25 protein-coding genes are annotated in these 20777 nt (G+C 67.1%); 16 read left to right on the top strand and 9 right to left on the bottom strand.

The genetic code is table 11. The annotated features are described in order from the left end of the window. Positions 1 to 94 precede the first annotated feature (94 nt). The 3 genes from ACILR9_RS03300 to hemC all read right to left on the bottom strand — a co-directional run bounded on the left by ACILR9_RS03300 (position 95) and on the right by hemC (position 2196). Complete coding sequence (locus ACILR9_RS03300) at positions 95 to 322, bottom strand: sulfurtransferase TusA family protein (RefSeq protein ID WP_395708454.1); 228 nt, start codon at positions 320 to 322, stop codon at positions 95 to 97. Then, positions 315 to 1130, bottom strand: a complete 816-nt coding sequence (locus ACILR9_RS03295; RefSeq protein WP_395708453.1) for a M48 family metallopeptidase — start codon at positions 1128 to 1130, stop codon at positions 315 to 317. Before ACILR9_RS03295 ends, ACILR9_RS03300 begins: the two co-directional genes overlap by 8 nt. Before the next feature lie 136 nt (positions 1131 to 1266). Beyond that, entirely contained in the window at positions 1267 to 2196 is a 930-nt protein-coding gene (gene hemC / locus ACILR9_RS03290) for a hydroxymethylbilane synthase (RefSeq protein WP_395708452.1), read from the bottom strand. Between the two features lie 44 nt (positions 2197 to 2240). On the opposite strand from hemC, the gene tsaD reads away from it, so the two are divergent. The 8 genes from tsaD to ACILR9_RS03250 all read left to right on the top strand — a co-directional run bounded on the left by tsaD (position 2241) and on the right by ACILR9_RS03250 (position 9174). Then, a complete protein-coding gene (gene tsaD, locus ACILR9_RS03285) occupies positions 2241 to 3275 on the top strand; it encodes a tRNA (adenosine(37)-N6)-threonylcarbamoyltransferase complex transferase subunit TsaD (RefSeq protein ID WP_395708451.1) in 1035 nt (344 codons plus the stop codon). Beyond that, entirely contained in the window at positions 3272 to 3898 is a 627-nt protein-coding gene (locus tag ACILR9_RS03280) for a TIGR02466 family protein (RefSeq protein WP_395708450.1), read from the top strand. Before tsaD ends, ACILR9_RS03280 begins: the two co-directional genes overlap by 4 nt. Further along, positions 3895 to 4884: an NAD(P)H-dependent glycerol-3-phosphate dehydrogenase gene (locus ACILR9_RS03275; RefSeq protein ID WP_395708449.1), complete on the top strand. Its 990-nt coding sequence runs from the start codon at positions 3895 to 3897 to the stop codon at positions 4882 to 4884. The genes ACILR9_RS03280 and ACILR9_RS03275 overlap by 4 nt, the downstream gene beginning before the upstream one ends. 14 nt (positions 4885 to 4898) lie before the next feature. Further along, a complete protein-coding gene (locus tag ACILR9_RS03270; protein WP_395708448.1) occupies positions 4899 to 5309 on the top strand; it encodes an EVE domain-containing protein in 411 nt (136 codons plus the stop codon). Then, positions 5306 to 6166 carry a DMT family transporter gene (locus ACILR9_RS03265; protein ID WP_395708447.1) on the top strand — a complete coding sequence of 287 codons (861 nt, stop codon included), beginning with the start codon at positions 5306 to 5308 and terminating at the stop codon, positions 6164 to 6166. Before ACILR9_RS03270 ends, ACILR9_RS03265 begins: the two co-directional genes overlap by 4 nt. Positions 6167 to 6230: 64 nt before the next feature. Then, positions 6231 to 6437, top strand: coding sequence for a hypothetical protein (locus tag ACILR9_RS03260; protein ID WP_395708446.1), 207 nt, complete (start codon positions 6231 to 6233; stop codon positions 6435 to 6437). 257 nt (positions 6438 to 6694) lie between these two features. Beyond that, a complete protein-coding gene (locus tag ACILR9_RS03255) occupies positions 6695 to 7930 on the top strand; it encodes a hypothetical protein (RefSeq protein WP_395708445.1) in 1236 nt (411 codons plus the stop codon). Further along, a complete protein-coding gene (locus ACILR9_RS03250; RefSeq protein WP_395708444.1) occupies positions 7927 to 9174 on the top strand; it encodes a DNA cytosine methyltransferase in 1248 nt (415 codons plus the stop codon). The genes ACILR9_RS03255 and ACILR9_RS03250 overlap by 4 nt, the downstream gene beginning before the upstream one ends. Here the strand turns inward: ACILR9_RS03250 and ACILR9_RS03245 are convergent. The 4 genes from ACILR9_RS03245 to ACILR9_RS03230 all read right to left on the bottom strand — a co-directional run bounded on the left by ACILR9_RS03245 (position 9146) and on the right by ACILR9_RS03230 (position 13604). Next, positions 9146 to 9523, bottom strand: coding sequence for a very short patch repair endonuclease (locus tag ACILR9_RS03245; RefSeq protein WP_395708514.1), 378 nt, complete (start codon positions 9521 to 9523; stop codon positions 9146 to 9148). The genes ACILR9_RS03250 and ACILR9_RS03245 overlap by 29 nt on opposite strands. A 116-nt stretch (positions 9524 to 9639) precedes the next feature. Continuing rightward, positions 9640 to 10383 carry a creatininase family protein gene (locus ACILR9_RS03240; protein WP_395708443.1) on the bottom strand — a complete coding sequence of 248 codons (744 nt, stop codon included), beginning with the start codon at positions 10381 to 10383 and terminating at the stop codon, positions 9640 to 9642. A gap of 12 nt (positions 10384 to 10395) precedes the next feature. Then, on the bottom strand, positions 10396 to 12432 hold the full coding sequence (locus ACILR9_RS03235; RefSeq protein WP_395708442.1) for a thioredoxin domain-containing protein: 2037 nt from the start codon (positions 12430 to 12432) through the stop codon (positions 10396 to 10398). A gap of 14 nt (positions 12433 to 12446) precedes the next feature. After that, entirely contained in the window at positions 12447 to 13604 is a 1158-nt protein-coding gene (locus tag ACILR9_RS03230; RefSeq protein ID WP_395708441.1) for a diaminopropionate ammonia-lyase, read from the bottom strand. 250 nt (positions 13605 to 13854) lie between these two features. On the opposite strand from ACILR9_RS03230, the gene ACILR9_RS03225 reads away from it, so the two are divergent. Both ACILR9_RS03225 and ACILR9_RS03220 read left to right on the top strand, forming a co-directional pair. After that, complete coding sequence (locus ACILR9_RS03225) at positions 13855 to 14112, top strand: DUF6489 family protein (protein ID WP_395708440.1); 258 nt, start codon at positions 13855 to 13857, stop codon at positions 14110 to 14112. A gap of 7 nt (positions 14113 to 14119) precedes the next feature. Continuing rightward, positions 14120 to 14518 (top strand): (2Fe-2S) ferredoxin domain-containing protein, encoded by a 399-nt coding sequence (locus ACILR9_RS03220; protein ID WP_395708439.1) that lies wholly within the window; start codon positions 14120 to 14122, stop codon positions 14516 to 14518. A gap of 150 nt (positions 14519 to 14668) precedes the next feature. On the opposite strand, the gene ACILR9_RS03215 is transcribed toward ACILR9_RS03220, so the two are convergent. Both ACILR9_RS03215 and ACILR9_RS03210 read right to left on the bottom strand, forming a co-directional pair. Beyond that, positions 14669 to 15391: an HAD family hydrolase gene (locus ACILR9_RS03215; RefSeq protein WP_395708438.1), complete on the bottom strand. Its 723-nt coding sequence runs from the start codon at positions 15389 to 15391 to the stop codon at positions 14669 to 14671. A 37-nt stretch (positions 15392 to 15428) separates the two neighbouring features. Continuing rightward, positions 15429 to 16604 carry a penicillin-binding protein activator gene (locus ACILR9_RS03210; RefSeq protein ID WP_395708437.1) on the bottom strand — a complete coding sequence of 392 codons (1176 nt, stop codon included), beginning with the start codon at positions 16602 to 16604 and terminating at the stop codon, positions 15429 to 15431. Between the two features lie 50 nt (positions 16605 to 16654). On the opposite strand from ACILR9_RS03210, the gene rsmI reads away from it, so the two are divergent. The 6 genes from rsmI to arfB are packed head-to-tail and all read left to right on the top strand — an operon-like array spanning position 16655 to position 20505. Next, positions 16655 to 17545, top strand: coding sequence for a 16S rRNA (cytidine(1402)-2'-O)-methyltransferase (gene rsmI / locus ACILR9_RS03205; RefSeq protein WP_395708436.1), 891 nt, complete (start codon positions 16655 to 16657; stop codon positions 17543 to 17545). Then, on the top strand, positions 17542 to 17907 hold the full coding sequence (locus tag ACILR9_RS03200) for a YraN family protein (protein WP_395708435.1): 366 nt from the start codon (positions 17542 to 17544) through the stop codon (positions 17905 to 17907). The genes rsmI and ACILR9_RS03200 overlap by 4 nt, the downstream gene beginning before the upstream one ends. Positions 17908 to 17916: 9 nt before the next feature. After that, positions 17917 to 18759 (top strand): SirB1 family protein, encoded by an 843-nt coding sequence (locus tag ACILR9_RS03195; RefSeq protein WP_395708434.1) that lies wholly within the window; start codon positions 17917 to 17919, stop codon positions 18757 to 18759. Positions 18760 to 18797: 38 nt separating this feature from the next. Further along, positions 18798 to 19760: a glutathione synthase gene (gshB, locus tag ACILR9_RS03190; protein WP_395708433.1), complete on the top strand. Its 963-nt coding sequence runs from the start codon at positions 18798 to 18800 to the stop codon at positions 19758 to 19760. Continuing rightward, positions 19757 to 20047, top strand: coding sequence for an ankyrin repeat domain-containing protein (locus ACILR9_RS03185; protein WP_395708432.1), 291 nt, complete (start codon positions 19757 to 19759; stop codon positions 20045 to 20047). The genes gshB and ACILR9_RS03185 overlap by 4 nt, the downstream gene beginning before the upstream one ends. After that, positions 20047 to 20505, top strand: coding sequence for an alternative ribosome rescue aminoacyl-tRNA hydrolase ArfB (gene arfB / locus ACILR9_RS03180; RefSeq protein ID WP_395708431.1), 459 nt, complete (start codon positions 20047 to 20049; stop codon positions 20503 to 20505). The genes ACILR9_RS03185 and arfB overlap by 1 nt, the downstream gene beginning before the upstream one ends. The last annotated feature ends 272 nt before the right edge of the window (positions 20506 to 20777 follow it).

The following is a 20777-nucleotide window of genomic DNA, read 5'->3' as shown; positions in this document are numbered from 1 at the left end:
AGATTTGGCCTCGGAGTAATGACTCGTGAGTTCGGCTCTTGGGCTTGGCCGCCGGGTTTGGCCCCTGAGCCTGGCTGCCGCGCCGCCCGCCGCTCTAGCGTTTCCGGATGACGAACACCAGCACGTCGCCGTCGCGGCGAGTTTCGACCAATTCATGGCCGGTCTGCCTGCAGTAGGCGGGAAAGTCCTGCTCGGCCGCCGGATCGGTGGCGCGCACCGTCAGCAGGCCGCCCAGCGGCAGCTGGCGCAGCTTGCGGTTGGCGCGCAGCACCGGCAGCGGGCAGAGCAGGCCGGTGGCGTCGTATTCAGCGGAGTCAGTCACGGGGACGATAATACCTCATGGCTTCGGGCAGCCAGTGGCGGATGTCGGCGAGCCGCGTCGAATCGGCAGGGTGTGTGCTCAACCACTCGGCGGTGTGCTTGCCGGTATTGGCCGCCCTCATGCGCTCCCATACGCCGATCGCCTCCCGCGGATCGTAGCCGGCGAGCGCCATCAGCACGAGCCCGATACGGTCGGCCTCCGATTCCTGGGCGCGCGACATCGGCAGCAGGTAGCCCACGGTGGCGCCGGCGCCCAGCGCCGCCATCATCATCGGCACGTAGCGCCGGTTGCTGCCGCCGACTGTCGCCGCCAGGGCGACGCCCGCGGCCGTGGCGCCGACCTGTGCGACCATCTGGTCGCTCATGCGTTCGGCGCCGTGACGGGCCAGTGCGTGCGCCACCTCGTGGCCGACCACGACGGCAAGGCCTGCCTCGGTGCGGGTGATCGGCAGGATGCCGGTATAGACCACGACCTTGCCGCCGGGCAGGCAGAAGGCGTTCGGCTCCTTGTTGTCGACGGTCTTGAACTCCCAGCGGAAGCGCGGCGCGCGCCACAGCTCGCCGGGCGGCCGTTCCGCCGCCGCCGCGATGCGGCGCCCGATCTTGTCGACCAGCGCGGTGACCTGCGCGTCGTGCGACAGCGCCTCTTTCGACAGCACCTGCTGATAGGCCTGCAGGCCCATCTGGCGTTCCTCGCTCTCGCTCACCAGCATCATCTGCGAGCGGCCGGTGATCGGTGCCGAGTCGCAGGCGGCGAGCAGGCTCGCCGCTGCGCCGAGAGCCATCAGGAGTCGCGGACCGAAACGCATGCAGCCGACTCTAGAGCGTGATTTTCTCTGGTTGAAGCACCAAAGAATGACCTCACCGCTGAGGAGCGGCCGCAGGTCGCGTCTCGAAGGGTGAGGTTTACATTTGAAGCAACCATGCTCTAGGGGCGTCTGCCAGTCAGGTCGAGAGGAAGCCCGGACCGCCGCGGCGCAACAACTCGTGGCCGAGCTCATGGCCCAGCGCCTCGGCCTCGCTGGCCGCGCCAAGGCGCTCGCCGAAGATAAGCTCGGACCCGTCAGGCTTGGCGATCAGGCCACGCAGATGCAGGCCGGCGTCACCGGTCAATACGGCATGGCCGGCGATCGGCGTGCGGCACGAGCCATCGAGCACCGCCAGCATGGCATGCTCGGCCTCTACACAGGTCGCGGTCGGCGCGTGATCGATGGCGGCGAGCCAGGCACGGGTCCGCGAATCGTCAGCCCGGCATTCGATGCAGACGGCGCCCTGGCCGACCGCCGGCAGCATCTCGTCTTCCGGTACCGCATGGCCGACATGGGCGAGGCCAAGCCGCTTCAGGCCCGCCAGTGCCAGGAGCGTGGCCTCGACCGTGCCAGCCTCGCGCTTCGCCAGCCGTGTGTCGACATTGCCGCGCAAGGTCACGATCTGCAGGTCGGGCCGGCGATGCAGCAGTTGGGCGCGCCGGCGCAGGGCAGACGTGCCGACGATCGCTCCCTGCTTGAGATCGGCAATGCGCGCCACGTCGCCCGCGATCAGCACGTCGCGTGCGTCTTCGCGCGGCAGGAAGGCCGCGATCGTGAGCCCCGGCGGCTGCAGTGTCGGCATGTCCTTCATGCTGTGCACGGCGGCGTCGATGCGGCCGGCGAACAGGGCGTCCTCGATCTCCTTGACGAACAGGCCCTTGCCACCGGCCTCGGAAAGAGGACGATCCTGGATGGCATCGCCGGTCGTACGGATGGTGACGATCTCGATGGCGTCGGCCGCCGCCAGGGCCGGCACCTGGGCGGCGAGCGCCGCGCGCACGAGGCCGGTCTGCACGAGAGCCAGCTTGCTGCCGCGCGTGCCCAGCCGGAGGGAGGGGGTCGCCATGATGCTGCTCTAGCGTAGCCGGGGCGCCGACGCTAGAAGACGCCATGCGCGTCCTGGGAATCGAAACCAGCTGCGACGAGACGGCGGTGGCCATCGTCGAGACGACGGAGCCGGCGCCGCAACCGGTCGGCCGAATCCTGGCCAACGTCGTCTACAGCCAGCTCACCGAGCATCGCCGCTTCGGCGGCGTCGTGCCGGAGATCGCCGCGCGCGCCCATCTGGAGCGCATCGACGGGCTGGTCGAGGAGGCGCTGCGCACCGCCGGGCTCGACCTGGCCGATCTCGACGGCGTTGCCGCGACGGGCGGTCCCGGCCTGATCGGCGGCGTCATGGTGGGCGTCATGACGGCCAAGGCGTTGGCCTTCGCGCACCAAAAGCCGTTCATCGCCGTCAACCATCTCGAGGGCCATGCCCTGTCGGCCCGGCTCACCGAGGAGGTGGCCTTTCCCTACCTGCTGCTGCTCGTGTCGGGCGGTCATTGCCAGCTGCTGACGGTGCGCGGCCCGGGCGATTTCACGCGGCTCGGAACCACCATCGACGACGCCGTCGGCGAATGCTTCGACAAGACGGCAAAGCTTCTGGGACTGGGTTTTCCCGGCGGACCGGCGGTCGAGCGGGCGGCCGCGGGCGGCGATCCTGCTCGCTTCAGCCTGCCGCGGCCGATGTGGCGCAAGCCCGGCTGCGACTTCTCCTTTTCCGGGCTCAAGACGGCGGTGCGGCAGACGGTCGAGAAGATCGCGGCAGGCGACAGCGCGGCCATCGCCGATCTCTGCGCCTCCTTCCAGCGCACCGTGGGCGACGTGCTGGCCGATCGCTGCGCCAACGCCTTCGCGATGTCGTCGTCGCCGATCCTGGTCGTTGCCGGCGGCGTCGCCGCCAACCTTTATCTGCGACAGAGGCTGGAGGAGGTAGCCGGCCGCCATGGTGCGCGCCTGGTGGCGCCGCCAGTGAAGCTCTGCACCGACAACGGCGCCATGATCGCCTGGGCCGGCATCGAGCGGTTGCGGCTCGGCATGGTCGATGCGCTCGACTTCAAGCCGCGACCGCGCTGGCCGCTCACTCGGGAATCGATGTCATGAGCACGGATCCCGAGCTCCTGCCGATATTCGCTACGCCGATCGTGGTGTTCGATGTGGCGGACGCGGCGGCGCTCAATGCCGACTTGCGCAAGGTGATCGAGGGGCGCCAGCGCACGCATCCCGGCACGCAGCATTCCAATCTCGGCGGCTGGCAATCGACGTGGGACATGGATCGCTGGGGCGGCGTGCCGGCGATCAAGCTGCTCGCCATCGGTCGCAACCTCGCCAATCGTTTCACCACGGATCGTGAAGGCAAGCCGATCGCGCCGGCCTGGCGCGGCAACATCTGGGCGAACGTCAATAGAAGCGGTCACGGCAACGAGTTCCATTCCCATCCCGGCAGCTTCTGGTCGGCCGTCTACTATGTCGACGACGGGGGCATCTCGGCCGATGCCTCGCTTGGCGGCGAGCTCGAGTTCATGGATCCACGCGGTCCGGGCCCGGCGATGTACGCACCGCAATTCGCCTTCGCCATGCCCGGCGGCCTGTCGGTCGGCGCCAACGAAATGGTTCGTCCGCAGACGGGCCGGATGGTGATGTTCCCATCCTGGGTCCTCCACCAGGTGCGTCCTTACCGCGGCACGGCCGAGCGCATCTCGATCGCCCTCAATCTCAGCCTGTGACCGGCATTCGCCATATCGGGGTGGTGGGCGGCGGCGCCTGGGGAACGGCGCTGGCCTGCCTGGCGCGCCGGGCCGACCGGCGCGTGACCTTGTGGTCGCGCGATCCGGCCATTGCGGCCTCCATTGCGCGTGATCGCGTCAACTCGGTCTATCTGCCGGGTCAAACCATCGAGGCCGGCATCGACGCGGCCAGTGCGCTCGATGATCTCGGATCCTGCGATGCGATCCTGCTCGTCTGCCCGGCTCAGGCGGTGCGCGAGGTTGCGGCGCGCCTGACAGGCGATGCGCCCGTCGTGATCTGCGCCAAGGGCATCGAAGCGAGAAGCGGGCTGCTCATGCCCGAGCTGCTGGCCGAGGTGTTGCCAGGGCGGCCGCTTGCCATGCTGTCGGGTCCGAGCTTCGCCGAAGAGGTCGTGCGCGGCCTGCCGACGGCGGTCAGCATCGCCACCGTCGACGAGGAGCTTGGCCGCCTGCTGGCGTCATCGCTGGGCGCTGGTGCCTTTCGCCCGTATTGGACGGGGGACGTGCTGGGTGTCGCGCTGGGCGGCGCGGTCAAGAACGTGCTGGCGATCGCCGCCGGCATCGTCGAAGGCCGTGGGCTCGGCTACAATGCTGCCGCCGCCCTGATTACGCGCGGCTTCGCCGAGATGGCCCGGCTCGGGCAGGCGATGGGCGCCCAGCTCGAAACCCTGACGGGGCTGAGCGGCCTGGGCGATATCGTGCTCACCTGTCACGGTCCGCTGTCGCGCAACCGCTCCCTGGGCCTTGCACTCGGCAAAGGAGCGAGCCTGTCGGACTACATGAGCGGCCGGCGCCAGGTTGTCGAAGGCGAGGCAACGGCGCCGGCGGTCCTGGCGCGCGCCCAGCGCTTGGGAATCGAGATGCCGATTTGCGCCGCCGTCGACGCTATCCTGCACCGCGAAGCAACTCTCGACGACGCGATCCGCGCCCTGCTGGCGCGGCCACTGCGCCGGGAAGGCAAATGAAGGCGGAGGGTGACATGGCGCACTGGCTCATCAAGTCCGAGCCGTCGGCCTATTCGTGGGAGCAGCTGGTGAAGGACAAGAAGACGTCCTGGACCGGCGTGCGCAACGCCCAGGCGTCGAGCAATCTCAAGGCGATGAAGGTGGGTGATCGCTGCTTCTTCTACCATTCCAACGAGGGCAAGGAGATCGTGGGCATCGCCGAGGTCGTGAAGGCAGCCTACCCCGACCCGACCGACAAGGAAGGCAAGGCAGTGACGGTCGACGTCAAAGCCATCGAGCCGGTCAAGCAGCTCGTGACCCTTGCGGCGATCAAGGCCGAGCCGAAGCTCAAGGAGTTCGGCCTGGTGCGCCAGTCCCGGCTCTCCGTCGTGCCGGTCAGCGACGAGCAGTGGAAGCTCATCATGAAGATGTCTGCTGCAAAGTGATCGACAATCGCCGCGGCATCCTCGCGATGTCGGCGTCGGTCCTGGTGTTCATTATCAACGACGCACTCATGAAGCTGGTCGCCGAGACGGTGCCGGCGGTGCAGGCGATCGGTGTGCGTGGCGCCTTCGCCACCCTGTGGTGCGGGCTCGCCCTGCTGGCCACGGGGACATGGCGCCAGCTCGGCGCCGTCGGGCATCCCCGGGTCCTGCTGCGCGGAGTCCTGGAATCTGGATCGGCCTTCATCTTCCTCATCGCGCTGTTCCACATCCCGTTCGGCATCGCCACCGCCGTCGGCCTGTCGTCGCCCCTGATGATCACGGTGCTGGCCGTGCTGATTCTTGGCGAGGATGTGCGATGGCGGCGGTGGAGCGCGGTCGCCGTTGGCTTCGCCGGCGTGCTGATGGTGATCCAGCCGCGCCCGGGCGACCTCAATGCCTGGACTTGGGTGGCGCTGGCCGGGACCTTTTGCGGCGCCCTGCGCGATGTGCTGAGCCGCGATTTCCCGCGCGGCCTGCCGACCCTGGTCGTGTCGTTCGCCACCGCGGTCATCGTCACGCTGGTCGGCTTCGGCTCGATCCTGGTCGAAGGCTGGCAGCCGATGAGCCTGCAGGCGCTGGGCTACATCGTCGCCGCCTCGCTGCTCCTGGCGATCGGCTACCAGCTTGTCGTGCTGGCTCTACGCTCGGGTGGCGAGCTCTCCGTCATCGGCACGTTTCGCTATTCTTCTATCCTGTGGGCGCTCGCCATCGGCTATGTCGTGTGGGACGAGGTGCCCAATGCGCTGGCCCTGACGGGCATCGCCGTGATCGTGGCGTCGGGCATCTACATCCTGCACCGCGAGCGCATGCGGCGATAAGGCATGCGCCGAAGCAGCCGCCGCGGCGGATGATCACCTCAATTCACGGGAGCAGATTGCCAGAATGGACATCACCAGAACGGACAAGCGGTGCCCGCACTGCCATGTCACGCTGTTCCGCGCCGTTTCCGAGGAGTCCGACGAGCTGTTCTGCCTCGACTGCGGGGCAGGCGGCCCCACGATCGACATCATGGAAGGCGCCGGACTGACGGCCGGCTGGGTGAAGCCAGACGTGCTCAAGGCAATCCGGCGGACGGTGGTGCGGGATTAGGCCTGCTGCAGCGGCCAAGTGCCGGCCGTTCGGCAGCCGGCAGTCGCTCAATGCACATTGAAAGCGAAGCGGGGAAGCGTATTTTATGACACGTGAGACCGCTCGGCAACTTGTGGTTGGGTATCCATGCAAGCCAGATCGGTTAAGTGGAGCAGATATGATGTCGACGTGGTGAATTTGAGCGCGTCAGAGCCGGCTCCTCGTTTCGCTCGGCCACGTTGCCGAGCCGCTCCTGTGCGGCTGAGGAGGCCCTTCCGATGAGAGGTGCCACGCAGGGATTAATTCCCGGATTGAGGACGTACTCGGTCAACCCGAGGGCTAGGGCGCCCCTTGTCGACTACATGGTCAGCGGACTTACGAAGGCAGGCTGCAAGATCATTCACAGCTCGTCCTCAGACAGGGCACCTTTCGTCGTAGCCTTCGAGACGGCGTCACGCGAGAGGATGGGCATTGTTGCCTACGCCTTCCTGGCCACGCGGACGCCAACGAGGAATCGACCTCAAGACGAGCGAAGCTTCCAAATCAAGTATGGCAGCAAGGAGAGCTACGCTGAGAAGAACTCTCATGAGCTATGGCAGGACCCTTTGGGGATGTTTACGACCATGCTCGTGGGTATCGATCCCGAGCATGCAATTTGCGTTTCCGCTGATCCGATCGCTCACAGCCCTACCAAGTTCTTCATCCGGCTGGAGTTCAAGGACGAGCATGCGGAAGCCATTGCCAAGAAGGGCTGGCATGCTTGGGAGCGCATCAGGAGAAGCACGCCTGCTGACGCTCCTCGTGTTGAGACATTGGTCGGCGCAGACAAGAGCAGGTTTCTAGACCTCGTGCGTTTTGAGAGGGCCGCACGCGGGTTGGAGCCGGGCAACAGGCTGATCCTTGCAGAAGAGCACGCGTTCTCATTGCCGACCTCCCGAGCGACCCAGGAAAGCGAGAGCCCGACAGTGATGCGGATGGCCGCAACGCATCCGCTCGTGAGGCAATTCGGGCTCAGGACGAGTGAGATTCTTGATCTCATTGCGGGTGCGCGGCGATTGAAGATGGCAGTCCGGGGATGGGTGGCCGAGGAGCATCTTCAGAGGAGCTTGTCCAAGGTGCCTGGAGTCAGCCATTGCGAGCGACTCGACGAGGAAGGAGGTCCGGATATCAGGCTGCGCTATCGCCAGGGCCCTGTCCTGACGGTTGAGTGCAAGAATGTCGCGCGGGAAAGGGATCGCAATGGCAATCCCAGATTGGACTTCCAGCGGACGCGCGCCGCCAAGGGTAATCCGTGCTCACGGTACTATGAGCCTACGGAGTTCGATGTCGTTGCTGCTTGCTTGCATGCGGTCTCGTCGGAGTGGGATTTCCGGTTCGCGTTGCCAGGTGATCTGTCACCCCACAATATCTGCGTCGGACGAATCGCCAGCAACGTAAGGATAGACGATCGCTGGCGTGAGGATGCCGGAATGGCTTTCCAACGCGCCTATGCAGCCAAGGGCCTCACCCTATGAAGGAGCTAGCCGCGATAAGCCTGTTTACCGGCGCAGGTGGCCTAGACTTCGGATTTGAGGCTTCAGGATTTCGCACGGCCGTTGCGCTCGAGATCGACAGGCGGTGCTGCGCGACGCTTCGCCACAATCGAACGTGGCCCGTGATCGACCGGGACGTGGCGACAGTCTCAACCAAGGAACTTCTGGATGTTGCCGGGCTCAAGATTGGAGAGGCCGATGCATTGATTGGCGGCCCGCCGTGCCAGCCCTTCTCGAAGTCGGGATTTTGGGCGACGGGTGACGCGAAGCGTCTCGACGATCCACGGGCAACGACCCTCGAAGCATACTTGCGCATTCTGGCGGAGGCTCAACCCCGAGCGTTCCTGCTGGAGAATGTCGAAGGGTTGGGATTCAAAGGCAAGGACGAGGGGCTGAAGCTCATCCATTCGCGCCTGTTGGCCATCAACGAGGCGCACGGGACACGCTATCGTGCGACGATAGCGACGCTGAATGCCGCCGACTACGGTGTGCCGCAGCTCCGAAAGCGCATCTTTGTCGTTGGCGCGCGAGATGGATCCACCTTCAACTTCCCGGCGGCAACTCACGCGCCGGCCGGCTCGAGCGATTGGACGGACTCGCGCCCGCGGACACTGACTGCCTGGGATGCGCTTCATGACCTTCCCGAGCCGAACGATCCGGGTGTCCTGCTGAAGGGAAAATGGGCTCACTTGTTGCCCACTATTCCCGAGGGAAAGAATTATCTTTGGCACACAGACCGGGGGGGTGGCGAACCTCTGTTCGGTTGGCGACGTCGGTATTGGTCATTCTTGCTGAAGCTCGCCAAGGACCAGCCGGCTTGGACGATTCAGGCACAACCCGGTCCGGCGACCGGGCCTTTCCACTGGAACAACAGGCGCCTGACCATGCGAGAGATGGCCCGCCTACAGACCTTCCCGGACGATGTCGAGATTCTCGGCAGCATTGCCGATGCGCAGCGACAGCTTGGCAATGCCGTACCTTCCTTGCTCGCGGAGGTGCTTGCCAAGGCGATCGTCTGGCAGTTGCTGGCGATCCGGACATGGCCGGGTAGCCTCAAGCTTGCCTTGGGGCAGGCCAAGGAAATGCCTCCTCCCGCGGTTCCCGCAACTTCAGTGCCGTCGGCTTACTTGGCCCTCAAGGGCAAGCACGACGCCCATCCCGGCACTGGGAAGGGCGTGAGAGCGAGCGCACGCAGTATCAACGCGAGCGAGCAAGCGCCCGAGTGAGACGACGTTCGAGCCTTTCCAGGTGGCTGGTTTGGCACTCCCATATCACCAGGACGCGCCAACCGGCTTTGCAGAGCGCCTTTCGAGACTGCATGTCACGCTCGACATTGCGCGCGAGCTTCGGATGCCAATACTCAGGGCGGCTGCGAGGCCGTTTGGCCAGCGGGCAGCCAGGATGCTGATGCCAGAAGCATCCGTGGACCTGGATCGCCATCCCGTGACGTGGAAGCACAATGTCCGGCGTTCCTGGCAGGTCGGCTCGATGCAGCCGGAAGCGTGTGCCCATTGCATGAAGAAGTCGGCGCACGGTCAGCTCCGGCCGTGTGTCCTTCTTTCTTATGGACCGCATTATCGCCGACGTTAAGGCCGAGCTCCTGGGAACTCGCGCATTTTGAGGTTGGCCGATACAGCCAAGGGCCTGATCAGGGCCAGCTTTCGCCATGGCAGCGCGTCGCTCGTCGGCGTCTACCGCGCCACCCACTTCTCGTAGTCGCGCGCCACTTCCTCGACCGCCACGTCATAGAAGCGCTTGCCGTGCTCGGGCGTCGCCTGGCTGGGATCGGAGCCGATGCGGCCGTCGGGGAAGGCGCGGCGGTAGTCCTCGGCATCGGCGAACGAGCCGTTGGGGGCGACCCGCGGCTCGAGCTGCGTGCGGTTCATCGTCTCCGGATACTTGTACCAGGTGAGGGCCACTTCCGAGGCGGTGGCGTGGCTGCCTTCGCCGACCGGGTAGAGCTCCTGGCTGAGCTTCTTGATGCCCGGACCGTCCCACCAGTTGCGCAGCGCGCACTTGATCGAGGGCTGGTTGCTCAGCCGCTCCATCGAGCGCTCGGCGTAGATCTCCGAGAACGCCGCAGTCACGGTGGCGATGTTGCCGCCATGACCGTTGACGAAAAAAAAGCGGGTGAAGCCGTGGCGCGCCAGCGACACCACGGTATCGCGCACGACGGCGATCAGCGTGGTTGGCCGCAAGGTCACCGAGCCGGGAAAATCGAGGTGATGCTGCGCCATGCCGACGGAGATGGTGGGCGCCACCAGCGCGCCGACTTTTTCGCCGGCGCCACGGCCGATCATCTCGGCGGTCAGCGCATCGGTGCCGATCAGGCCGGTCGGTCCGTGCTGCTCGGTCGAGCCGATCGGGATGATGATGCCGGTCTTGGTCTTGAGATAGTCCTCGACGAACGTCCAGGTCTTGAGCTGCAGTTGCACGAACCAACTCCTTCACGGATCGAATGCGGCCGCATCGGTGATCGGCGGCCGGCACGCCATGTCGTGGCAAACGTAGAGGGCGGGCCGGCCGTCGACCAGCCCCTTGCCCGCGGCAGGATGGCCGGGTGGCAGCGCGCTGCCAGGCGCCAGGACGCGCACGATCTTGTTGGGCAGGCTGCGGCCCTGGACGGCGCGGTGCAGCGCCCGCGTCTCGCGTGCCGCCGGATCGCCCACGATCACGATCTCGGTGGCGCCCTGCAGCAGGTCGTAGCCGTTGAGCAGCGTCATCAGCGGGAAGAAGTTCTTCTCGAGCTCGGCGGCGAAGGCGGCGAGCTGGCGCTCGGCCTTGTCGCGCCACGCTGAATCGCCGGACAGCGCCCATAACCTGGCGAACACGCCGAGCAGCATGCCGTTGCCCGACGGCGCGGCATTGTCGTGGCAATGGCGGGCGCGCAGGATCAGGTCGCTGGCATCGTCGGCGGTGATGAAATAGCCGCCGCCCTCGGTATCGGCGAAGTGACGATCGAGCACGCTGACCAGGGCCTTCGCCTCGTCGAGGAAGAACGTTTCGCCGGTCACCTCGAACAGGACCAGGCCGGCGCGGGCCATGGCGGTATAATCGTCGAGCGTGCCGCGATGCTGGCGCTTGCCGGCACGCGCGGCATGGAACAGGCGGCCCTCGCCATCGCGCATGTCGTCCATCACGAAGCGCCAGGCACGCCGTGCGGCCGCGAGCCAGTCGTCGCGCTCGAACACGATTGCGGCATTGGCGAGGGCGGCGATCATCAGGCCGTTCCAGTCGGCCAGCACCTTGTCGTCCCAACCTGGCCAGACCCGCTTGTCACGCACCATCTTCAGCTTGCCGCGCAGAATCTCGAGTCGCTGCTCGCCGGCCTCGTCGAGCAGCTGCGGCCGGCGATTGCGGTGCAGGATGGTGTGATGCTCCCAGTTGCCACCCGGCGTGACGTCGTACGCCTGCTTGAAGAAGGCCGCATCAGCGCCGAGGATCGCCTCGATCTCGGCGTCGTCCCAGACATAGAACTTGCCCTCGACGCCTTCGCTGTCGGCGTCGTACGTGGCGGCGAATCCGCCGCTTGCCGTCGTCATCTCGCGCAAGGTCCAGTCGCACGTCTCGGCGATGCGCCTCGCGTAGAGCGGGCTCCTGGTTTCCTGCCAGACCAGGGTCAGGAGATCGATCAGCTGCGCATTGTCGTAGAGCATCTTCTCGAAATGCGGCACCAGCCATTCGGCATCGGTCGAATAGCGGGCGAAGCCGCCGCCGAGATGATCGTAGATGCCGCCCTGGCACATGCGGTCGAGTGTCACCGTGACGATGTCGAACAGCGCGGCCTCGCGCCGCCCGCCGCGCAGCCACGCCCGCCACAAGGTCTCGAACATGTAGGGCGAGGGGAACTTGGGCGCCTGCTTGAGGCCGCCCCATTCGCTGTCGCACGCCTCGGCGATGCGCCGGGCGATCTGATCCAGCATCTCGAGCGGCAGGGGCGGGCCGTCGCCTTTGAATTGCACGGCCTGGCTCTCAGCCCGCCGCTTCAGCGCGGTCAGCAGGCCCTGGCGATTCTGCTCGACCTCGGTGGCCTTCTCCTGGAAGGCCTTCGATACGCCGTGCAGGATATCGACGAAGCTCGGCCGGCCATAGCGCGCAGGATAGGGGAAATAGGTGCCGCCCCAGAACGGCTCTCCGGCCGGCGTGCAGAACATGGTGAGTGGCCAGCCGCCCTGCTCGCCCAACACCTGCAGCGCCTGCATGTAGATGCCGTCGATGTCGGGCCGCTCCTCGCGGTCGACCTTGATGTTGACGAACAGCTCGTTCATCACCGCGGCCACCTCAGGCGCTTCGAAGCTCTCGTGCGCCATCACGTGGCACCAGTGGCAGGCGGCGTAGCCGACCGACAGCAGGATCGGCCGGTTGGTGCGCTGCGCCTCGGCCAGCGCGGCATCGCCCCACGGCCACCAATGGACCGGATTGTCGGCGTGCTGCAGCAGGTAGGGGCTGGTCTCCTCGTTCAGTCGATTGCGGCTATTGGTCATGACAGAGACTCGCGTCATGGCGGGGCCTCGCCGAGATTGCCTTCACTGTTGATCAAAAGAATGCGCGACTGGCGATCGAGTTTCAGCGCCTTGAACGCGGCTGCGTCGGCGCCGACGCGCAGCAGGCCGGCCAGGCCGGCGCAGCCCGACGGACCCGAGGCGACCGCGGGATCATTGCCGAGCGGGTGCGCATAGAGGCGCCGGGCTGGCAGCACCTCGTCCTCCTCGATGGTCATGAACCAGTCAGTGCCGTCGCCGACCACCGGCCACGTCACCGGCGAGATCTCGCGACAGGCCAGGCCCCCCATGACGGTATCGGCATTGCCGCTCGCCAACGCCGGCTTGCCGGCGAGGTTGCTCTGGAACCAGCAATCCGCACTCGCCGGCTCGACCACGATCGAGATCGGGCGCTCCTCCAGCACGGCCCACAGATAGCCGATCACGGCGGCGGCGAGGCCGCCGACGCCGGCCTGCACGAACACGTGTGTCGGCGCCTGCCGCCATTGCACGACCGCCTCGTGGGCCAGCACGCAGTAGCCGCGCATGACGCTGCGCGGCACCGAATCGTAGCCCTCCCACGAAGTATCCGAGATGATCGACCAGCCTTTTTCGTCGGACAGGCGCCGGCATTCGGCGACGGCGGTGTCGTAGTCGCCATCGACCCGGATCACCTCGGCGCCGCGGGCACGGATCGCCGCCTCTTTCTCGGCACTGGTGAACTTGGGCAGGAACACCGTGCACGGCACGCCGAACAGCTTGGCGCCGGCGGCGACCGACCGGCCGTGATTGCCCGAGCTCGCGGTGGCGAAGGTGAAGCGGGAGGTGATTTTGCGATGCTGTCCCTTCACGAGCTCGGCGAAACTGGTGCTGGAATGGCAGGCCTCGCCGACCGCGCCGGACAGCACGTTGTAGACGGCAATGACGCCGCCCAGCGCCTTGAAGGCGCCGAATCCGAAGCGCTGGCTCTCGTCCTTGACGCGGACCTGTCCGACTCCCAGGCGCTCGGCCAGCGCCGGCAGGTCGTGGAGCGGCGTCGGGGTGTGGCGCGGGCATTCGCGCAACTCCTCGCAGAGCTCGGGAATGCCGTTGGGATTGACCACGAACTGCTGGTCGCGGCCGAATTTCTGCCGCCGGTTGGCGCGCGGGTTGGGGGCAAGCCAGGAAGGAACCATGGTTCTTCATACGCCTCCCCAGCTTCGCTGGGGAGGTGTCGCGTCATACGCGACGCAGGGGTCATGGATTCATGGTTCATGAGAGCCATAACCCTTCGTTGCAGTATCGGCATTTTGGCTGCTGCGCGGCCAACAGCCTTTGACGGCGACACCTCGCCAGCGAAGCCGGGGAGGACAATTGCGAGGAACCATGGCCAGCATGGCTCGCCGCGCCGATATCGCCTAAGCTCGGCGAAACGGAGAGAACGCCATGAAGGTCAACGTCGAGGTTACCTGCACGCCCGAGGAAGCGCGTGCCTTCTTCGGCCTGCCCGACATCAAGCCCATGCAGGATCGCATCATGGGTGAGATCGAGGAGCGCCTGCGGTCGAGCCTCGGCGCCATGAACCCTGAGACCATCTTCAAGACCTGGCTGCCGGCATCGATGCAGGGCATGGAACAGATGCAGCAGATGCAGCAGGCTTTCTGGGCACAGCTCGCCAACATCGCCAGCGGAAAGAAGGATTGAACCCCCCATGAGCCAGCGTGAAAAGCCGACCGACCCCAAGCCGTACTACAATGCGCATGTCTTTTGCTGCACCAATCGCCGGGTGGCCGGCCATCCGCGCGGCTCGTGCGCCGATCGCGGCAGCGAGGCGTTGCGCGATTACATGAAGGGGCGAGCACGGCAATTGGGTATCGACAATGTTCGCATCAACAATGCCGGTTGCCTCGATCGCTGCGAGCTCGGACCGACCGTGGTGATCTATCCCGAAGGCGTCTGGTATTCCTGCCCGACCAAGGAAGACATCGACGAGGTGCTGCAGAAGCACCTGATCGAAGGCGAACGCGTCGAGCGCCTGATGCTGCACACCGCCGACAAGATGCCGGAAGATCGCGCCAGGCGCAGCGAGGGTCTCAAGGCCGCGGAGTAGTGATCATTGTCCTCCCCAGCGTCTTCGCTGGGGAGGTGTCGCCGTCTTACGGCGACGGAGGGGTCATGAGCTGCAGTCGCGCTGCTCATGACCCCTCCGTCGGCGACTACGCCGACACCTCCCCAACTTCGTTGGGGAGGAAAAAGATGGCTACTCCAGCAATTCCCCCAGCCGCCGGATGATGCGCGTGGGCTGTGCTGGCGCGTGGGCCGGGACGCCCGCTTCGTAGGGGTCGTACCAGATGCCGCACATGCCGAGTTGCTGCGGCGCCACGACTTCCCATTCGTAGTTGTCGCCGACCATCCATGCGTCGGCGGGCGTGACTCCCAGCCGCTCCAGCGCGTGGCGATAGACGGCGAGCTCGGGTTTGCCCTGGCCGAACTCGCCTTCGATCTGGATGTGGTCGAAGCGATGGCCGAGCTCGAAGCGCACGATCTTGTCGCGCTGGGTGGCCGAGGCGCCGTTGGTCACCAGGGCCAGCCTGACGCCGGCCTGGCGCAGGGCGTCGACGGTGGCGTGCGCGTCGGGATAGAGCCGGTACTCGTTGCGCCGCATCTCGGTGAAGGCATCGGCGATCCTGTCGGCCAGCGCCTCGTCGGCGTAGCCGAGCCGCGCCAGCCCGCGCCGCGTCGACAGCCGACGCGCCGTCGGAATATCCAGGCGCCACTTCGCCGCCTCGGCCTGGTCCGACCAGAAGGCGCGCGCCTCGTTCATGATGGCGATGCGGACGCGCTCGATCGCCGCCTCGTCGTGGGCGTCGAGATGGGCGGCGAACACGTGGAGCAGCCGGCGCCACGCATCGTCCGGCTGGGCGTAGGCGCGGATTAGCGTGTCGTCGAGATCGAACAGAATCGCGCGGGGCAGGCCTGGCATGGTCAGCGGATTGGGGTCTGTGACACGTCACAACCCCCTAGTTGGTCGGCCGCGGCGCGAACTGGCCCGGGGCCGGGCTCACCACGTTGTTGCGGCCGGCCTGGACCTCGATCACCGCCAGCGCGCGCTCCGACTTGCCGTCCGGCAGGAAGCGGAAGATGCCGTCGATGCCCGACCAGCCGGCCGGGTTGGTGATCGCCTCGGCCGAGAAATCGCCACCAGGCTTGAGACGGGCGAGGTGCCCGGCGAGCGCCACGGCGTCATAGGCGAGGGTCGACAGCCGGTTGGGCGGCCGGCCATAGGTCGCCAGGAATTTGCGCTCGAAATCGGCCCGCGCGGCCGGATCGGGTGCGGCATACCAGGCGCCGCGCAGCAGGGACTCGTTGCCGATGCCGGCGACGTCCCATACCCCGGTGCCGATCAGCTGGATCGACTTGGTGTCGATGCCGGCCGCGGCGAGGGCGGCCAGCGCCGATGACAGGCGCGGCGGCGCCACCGGTACCAGCACGGCGAGCTTGCCGTCGTCGCCCTGCAGCGTGCCGGCTAGGCGCCGGGCGGCCGCGGTAAGGTCGAGGCTGTTGGGATCGTAAAGTTCGGTCCCCACCACCCGGGCGCCGCGCAGCGTGGCCTGGCTTTCCAGGGTGCGGACCATCTGCTCGCCATAGGAGGTCTGCGGCGCGAAGGCGGCGAAGCGACGGATGCCGTTGTCGACCGAGTAGTCGACGACACGGCGGACCTGCGGCGGCGCCGCGATGCCCATGATCCACACGCCGCGCCGCGCCACCGATTCGTCGTTGGAGAAGGAGATCACGTTGGCGCCGCCCTGGTCGACCAGCGGCGCCAGGCCGGCGGCCGACTGGCCGAACAGCGGGCCGAGCACCAGCGCCACCCCGTCGGTCCGCGCCTTGCGGTAGGCTTCCATGGCCGTATCGGCGCTCTCGCCGGAATCGTAGGCGGCCAGCGCCAGCTCCTTGGCGCCGGTGTCGAACAGCGCCATCTCGGCGGCCTGCTGCATCGATTGCCCGATCGGCGCCGCCCGGCCGGTGAGCGGAAGCAACAGGGCAATGCGCGTCTTGCCAGAGGGCGTGACCGGCGATCCGACGGCCGGGCCGGTGGTCGTGGGCTTGGGCGGCGCCGTGCTAGTCTGGGGCTGCTGCGCGCAGGCGCCCAGCAGGAAGGCAAGGGCGGCAAGCGCGAAGAACGACTGGCGCATCGGCGCAAAACTCCAGCAATCGGCTGACGATGGAAGTGGACGAACGGGACGTGGACGAACCGGCACAAGCTAGCGATGGGCAGGCGCGGCGTAAACCGCCGCTGGCGCCGGGGTTGCACATCGTCGCAACCCCGATCGGCAACCTGCGCGACATCACGCTGCGTGCCCTCGATGTCCTGCAGGCGGCCGACCTGATCGCCTGCGAGGACACCAGGGTGTTTGCCAAGCTCGCCAGCCATTATGGGATAGCCGTGCCGACCGTGGCCTACAGCGACGCCACCCAGGACGATGCCGAGCCGCGGCTGCTGCGCGCACTCGCCGCCGGCAAGCGGGTCGCCCTGGTGTCCGACGCCGGCATGCCGCTGATCTCCGATCCGGGCTATCGCCTGGTGCGGGCCGCCCTGGCCGGTGGTTATTTCGTGACGGCCGCGCCGGGCGCCTCGGCCCTGCCGATGGCGCTCGCCCTGTCCGGCCTGCCGACCGACCGGTTCTTCTTCGGCGGCTTCCTGCCGGGCCGGGAGGGCGAGCGCCGCCGCGCCATCGCCGCCGCGGCCAACGTGCCTGCGACCTTGGTGTTCTTCGAGGCGCCGCACCGGCTTGGGCCCTCGCTGGCCGACCTGGCCGACCTGCTGGGCCCGCGGCCCGCGGCGATCGCACGCGAGCTCACCAAGCTGTTCGAGGAGGTGCGGCGCGGCCCGCTCGACGAGCTGGCCCGGCATTATGCCGGCCAACCCGACGTCAAGGGCGAGATTGTCCTCGTGATCGGGCCGCCCGACCGGGCGGCTGCACCCGGCCCCGGCGCGCTCGACGAGGCCCTGCGATTGGCGATGGCTGGTGCGTCGGTCAAGGATGCGGCGGCGGAGGTCGCGGCGCGCTATGGTTTGCAGCGCCGCGAGGTCTATGCCCGGGCGCTCGAACTGAAACGAGGGATGACGGCATGACAATCCAGGCGCGTCAGCGGGCTCATCGGCTGGGAAAGGTTGCCGAGACGTGCGCGGTCTGGCGCCTGCGATTGGCCGGCTATTCGATCCTGGCGCGGCGTTACAAGACCAAGCTCGGCGAGATCGATATCGTCGCGCGGCGCGGCGGCGTCCTGGCCTTCGTCGAGGTCAAGGCGCGGCGCGATGTCATCGTTGCTGCCGAGGCGCTGGGCGGCCGCCAGTTCGGCCGCGTGGCGCGCGCCGCCAGCCTGTTCGTCGCCCGCCATCCCTATTATGCCACGCACTCGGTGCGTTTCGATGCCGTCCTGGTCTCGGGCGTCTGGCCGCGCCATCTGCCCGACGTGTGGCAGGCGCCGGAGTGATGGTGAGACGTGCCGGATGACCGCGCGCTGCAGGCCAGGCTCGATCGCCTGCGCGATCTCTGCGCCGGCGGCGGTCAACGACTCGACGTGCTCGAGGCTGGCTTCGCCCTGAGCGTCGCCCGCAGCGAGGAAGCCATCGATCTCGTGCCGTTCCGCCAGCATGCCGCGGCGATGGTGTCCGACCTCGCCGACCTGGTGCGCCGGCGAGGCGCCACGTCCGAGGGCTTGGCCGAGATCATCGCCCGCTCCTACGCCTATCGCGGCGACACCGAGTCCTACGACGACCTGCAGAATGCCGACCTCGTTCGCGTCATGGAGCGACGCAAGGGACTGCCGGTTGCGCTCTCGCTGCTCTACCTGCACGTCGCACGGGCGCAGGGATGGCCCGCCGTGGGGCTGGGCTTTCCCGGCCATTTCCTGATCCGCGTCGCCATCGACGGCGCGCGCCATGTGGTCGATCCGTTCCACGACGGCGCCGTGCGCGATGCCGCCGATCTGCGCGGGCTGCTGCGCAAGGTGCAGGGCCAGGAGGCCGACCTGCAGCCGCAATACTTCCACCCGGTCGACGACCGCGACGTGCTGCTGCGGCTCGAGAACAACATCCGGCTGCGCCTCGCCAAGAAAGCCGACTGGCCGGGCGCGGCGCAGTCGCTCGAGCGCATGCTGGCTATCGCCCCCGACCGGCCGGAGCTGCTGTTCGAGGCGGGGCAGCTCCATGCCCGGCTCGACAAGCGCCGCGCCGCTATCGCCGCCTTCCAGCGATTCCTCGATCTCGAGGGCGGAGGTGGCGACCCGGCCGTGCGCCAGCACGCAACGGCGCTGTTGCAGGAGTTGCGGCGCGGCCTTAACTGACTGCAACAGACCTCGCAATTCCAGTCCAGGACCCGCCCATGACGCTCAGTGTCGCCATCCAGATGGATCACGTCTCGACCATCGACATCGAGGGCGATTCGACCTTCGTGCTGGGCCTCGAAGCCGAACGGCGCGGCTATACGGTGTGGCATTACACGCCGCCCGACCTGACGTTTCGCGACCGCAAGGTGACGGCGCGCGCCCAGCCGATGAAGCTTCGGCGCGAGAAGGGCAATCACTTCACCCTGGGTGCCCCCGAGATGATCGACCTCGCGACAGTCGACATCGTGTTGCTGCGCCAGGATCCGCCGTTCGACATGTCCTACATCACCACCACGCACATCCTGGAGCACATCCATCCCAGGACGTTCGTGGTCAACGACCCGGCGAGCGTCCGCAACGCGCCGGAGAAGCTGTTCGTCACCCATTTCGACAACGTGATGCCGCCGACCCTGATCAGCGCCGATCCGCGCGCCATTCGCGCCTTCCGCGAGGAGCATCAGGACATCATCCTGAAGCCGCTGTTCGGCAATGGCGGCGCGGGCGTGTTCCGCGTCCGGCCCGACGACGAGAATTTCAACTCGCTGCTGGAGATGTTCTCGCAGCGCAGCCGCGAGCCGCTGATCGCCCAGCGCTACCTGCCCGAGGTGCGCAAGGGCGACAAGCGCATCATCCTGATTGACGGCAAGGCGGTCGGCGCGATCGACCGCGTGCCGGCGGCGGGGGAGGCGCGCTCGAACATGCATGTCGGCGGCGTCGCCACCAAGGCCGGCCTGACGAAGCGCGACATCGAGCTGTGCGAGACGATCGGCCCGGAGCTTGCCCGGCGTGGCCTGCTGTTCGTCGGCATCGACGTCATCGGCGACTACCTTACCGAGATCAACGTCACCTCGCCGACTGGCCTGCAGCAGATCAACCGGTTCGACGGCGTGTTACTGGAAGCACAGATCTGGGACCGCATTGAGGCCCGCTTCCAGGAATCGCGGGGTGGGAAGACGTGATCCGCCGGACTGTTCTCGTATGGTTGCTGGTGATACCGGCTGCGTCGGTTTCGGCGCAGGACCTTCTGGGTGTGAAGCCGATCGTCAAGGCGCAAACCGAGCAGGGGGCGACGGCGCTGATCATCGCCTCGCGGCGGGGCTTCGCCGAGGTGGTGCGTGGGCTGCTCGACAAGAAGGCTGATCCCGACATTGCCGACTTCACCGGCCGCCGGGCGCTCACCTATGCCAAGCAGGGCGGCCGCACGCCGATCGAGGAGATGCTGTGCAAGGCCGGGGGGCGGGAGTGATGGCGGCGGTCGGCGAAACCACGCATCGCGCCCAGCCGATCCGCATCACCGGCACGATCGCCCTCGATCCCGACGAGATCGAGGAGACGTTCGTGCGCGCCGCCGGGCCGGGCGGCCAGCATGTCAATACGACGTCGACGGCGGTGCAGCTGCGCTTCGACGTGCGCCATTCGCCGTCGCTGCCGGACGACGTGCGCCAGCGGCTGGAGCGGCTGGCCGGGCGGCGGCTGACGCGCAGCGGCGTGCTGGTCCTTGTCGCCCAGGGCGAGCGCAGCCAGCTGCGCAACCGCGAGGAAGCGCTGGCGCGCCTGGTCGCGCTGGTGCGCGCCGCTGCGCGTCCGCCGATCCCGCGCAAGAAGACCAAGCCCACCAAGGCGAGCAAGCGGCGGCGCCTCGACGACAAGAAGCGGCACGGCACCCTGAAGTCGCTGCGCGGGGCGCGGCCGCCGGTGGAGTGAATGAAGAAAGAATTAGCCACAGATGAACACAGATGTTCGACGTGGCGGCGTGGCCTCTTCTGGACTGCCGGCGTTTCGCCGGTTTACGCGCCGGGAGCGCGCCACTTCGTGGCGCTCATCTCATTCTCCTCCCCAGTTTCGCTGGGGAGGTGTCCGCGTAATCGCGGACGGAGAGGTCATGAGCAACCCCTCCTGTGCCCTTAACCCCTCCATCGCGTACGACGCGACACCTCCCCAGCGAAGCTGGGGAGGGAGAATGAAAAGAGCGCCAC

It is taken from the genome of Reyranella sp. (genome assembly GCF_044224635.1).
GTDB lineage: Bacteria > Pseudomonadota > Alphaproteobacteria > Reyranellales > Reyranellaceae > Reyranella.
This window is presented reverse-complemented; position numbering and strand designations above follow the sequence as displayed.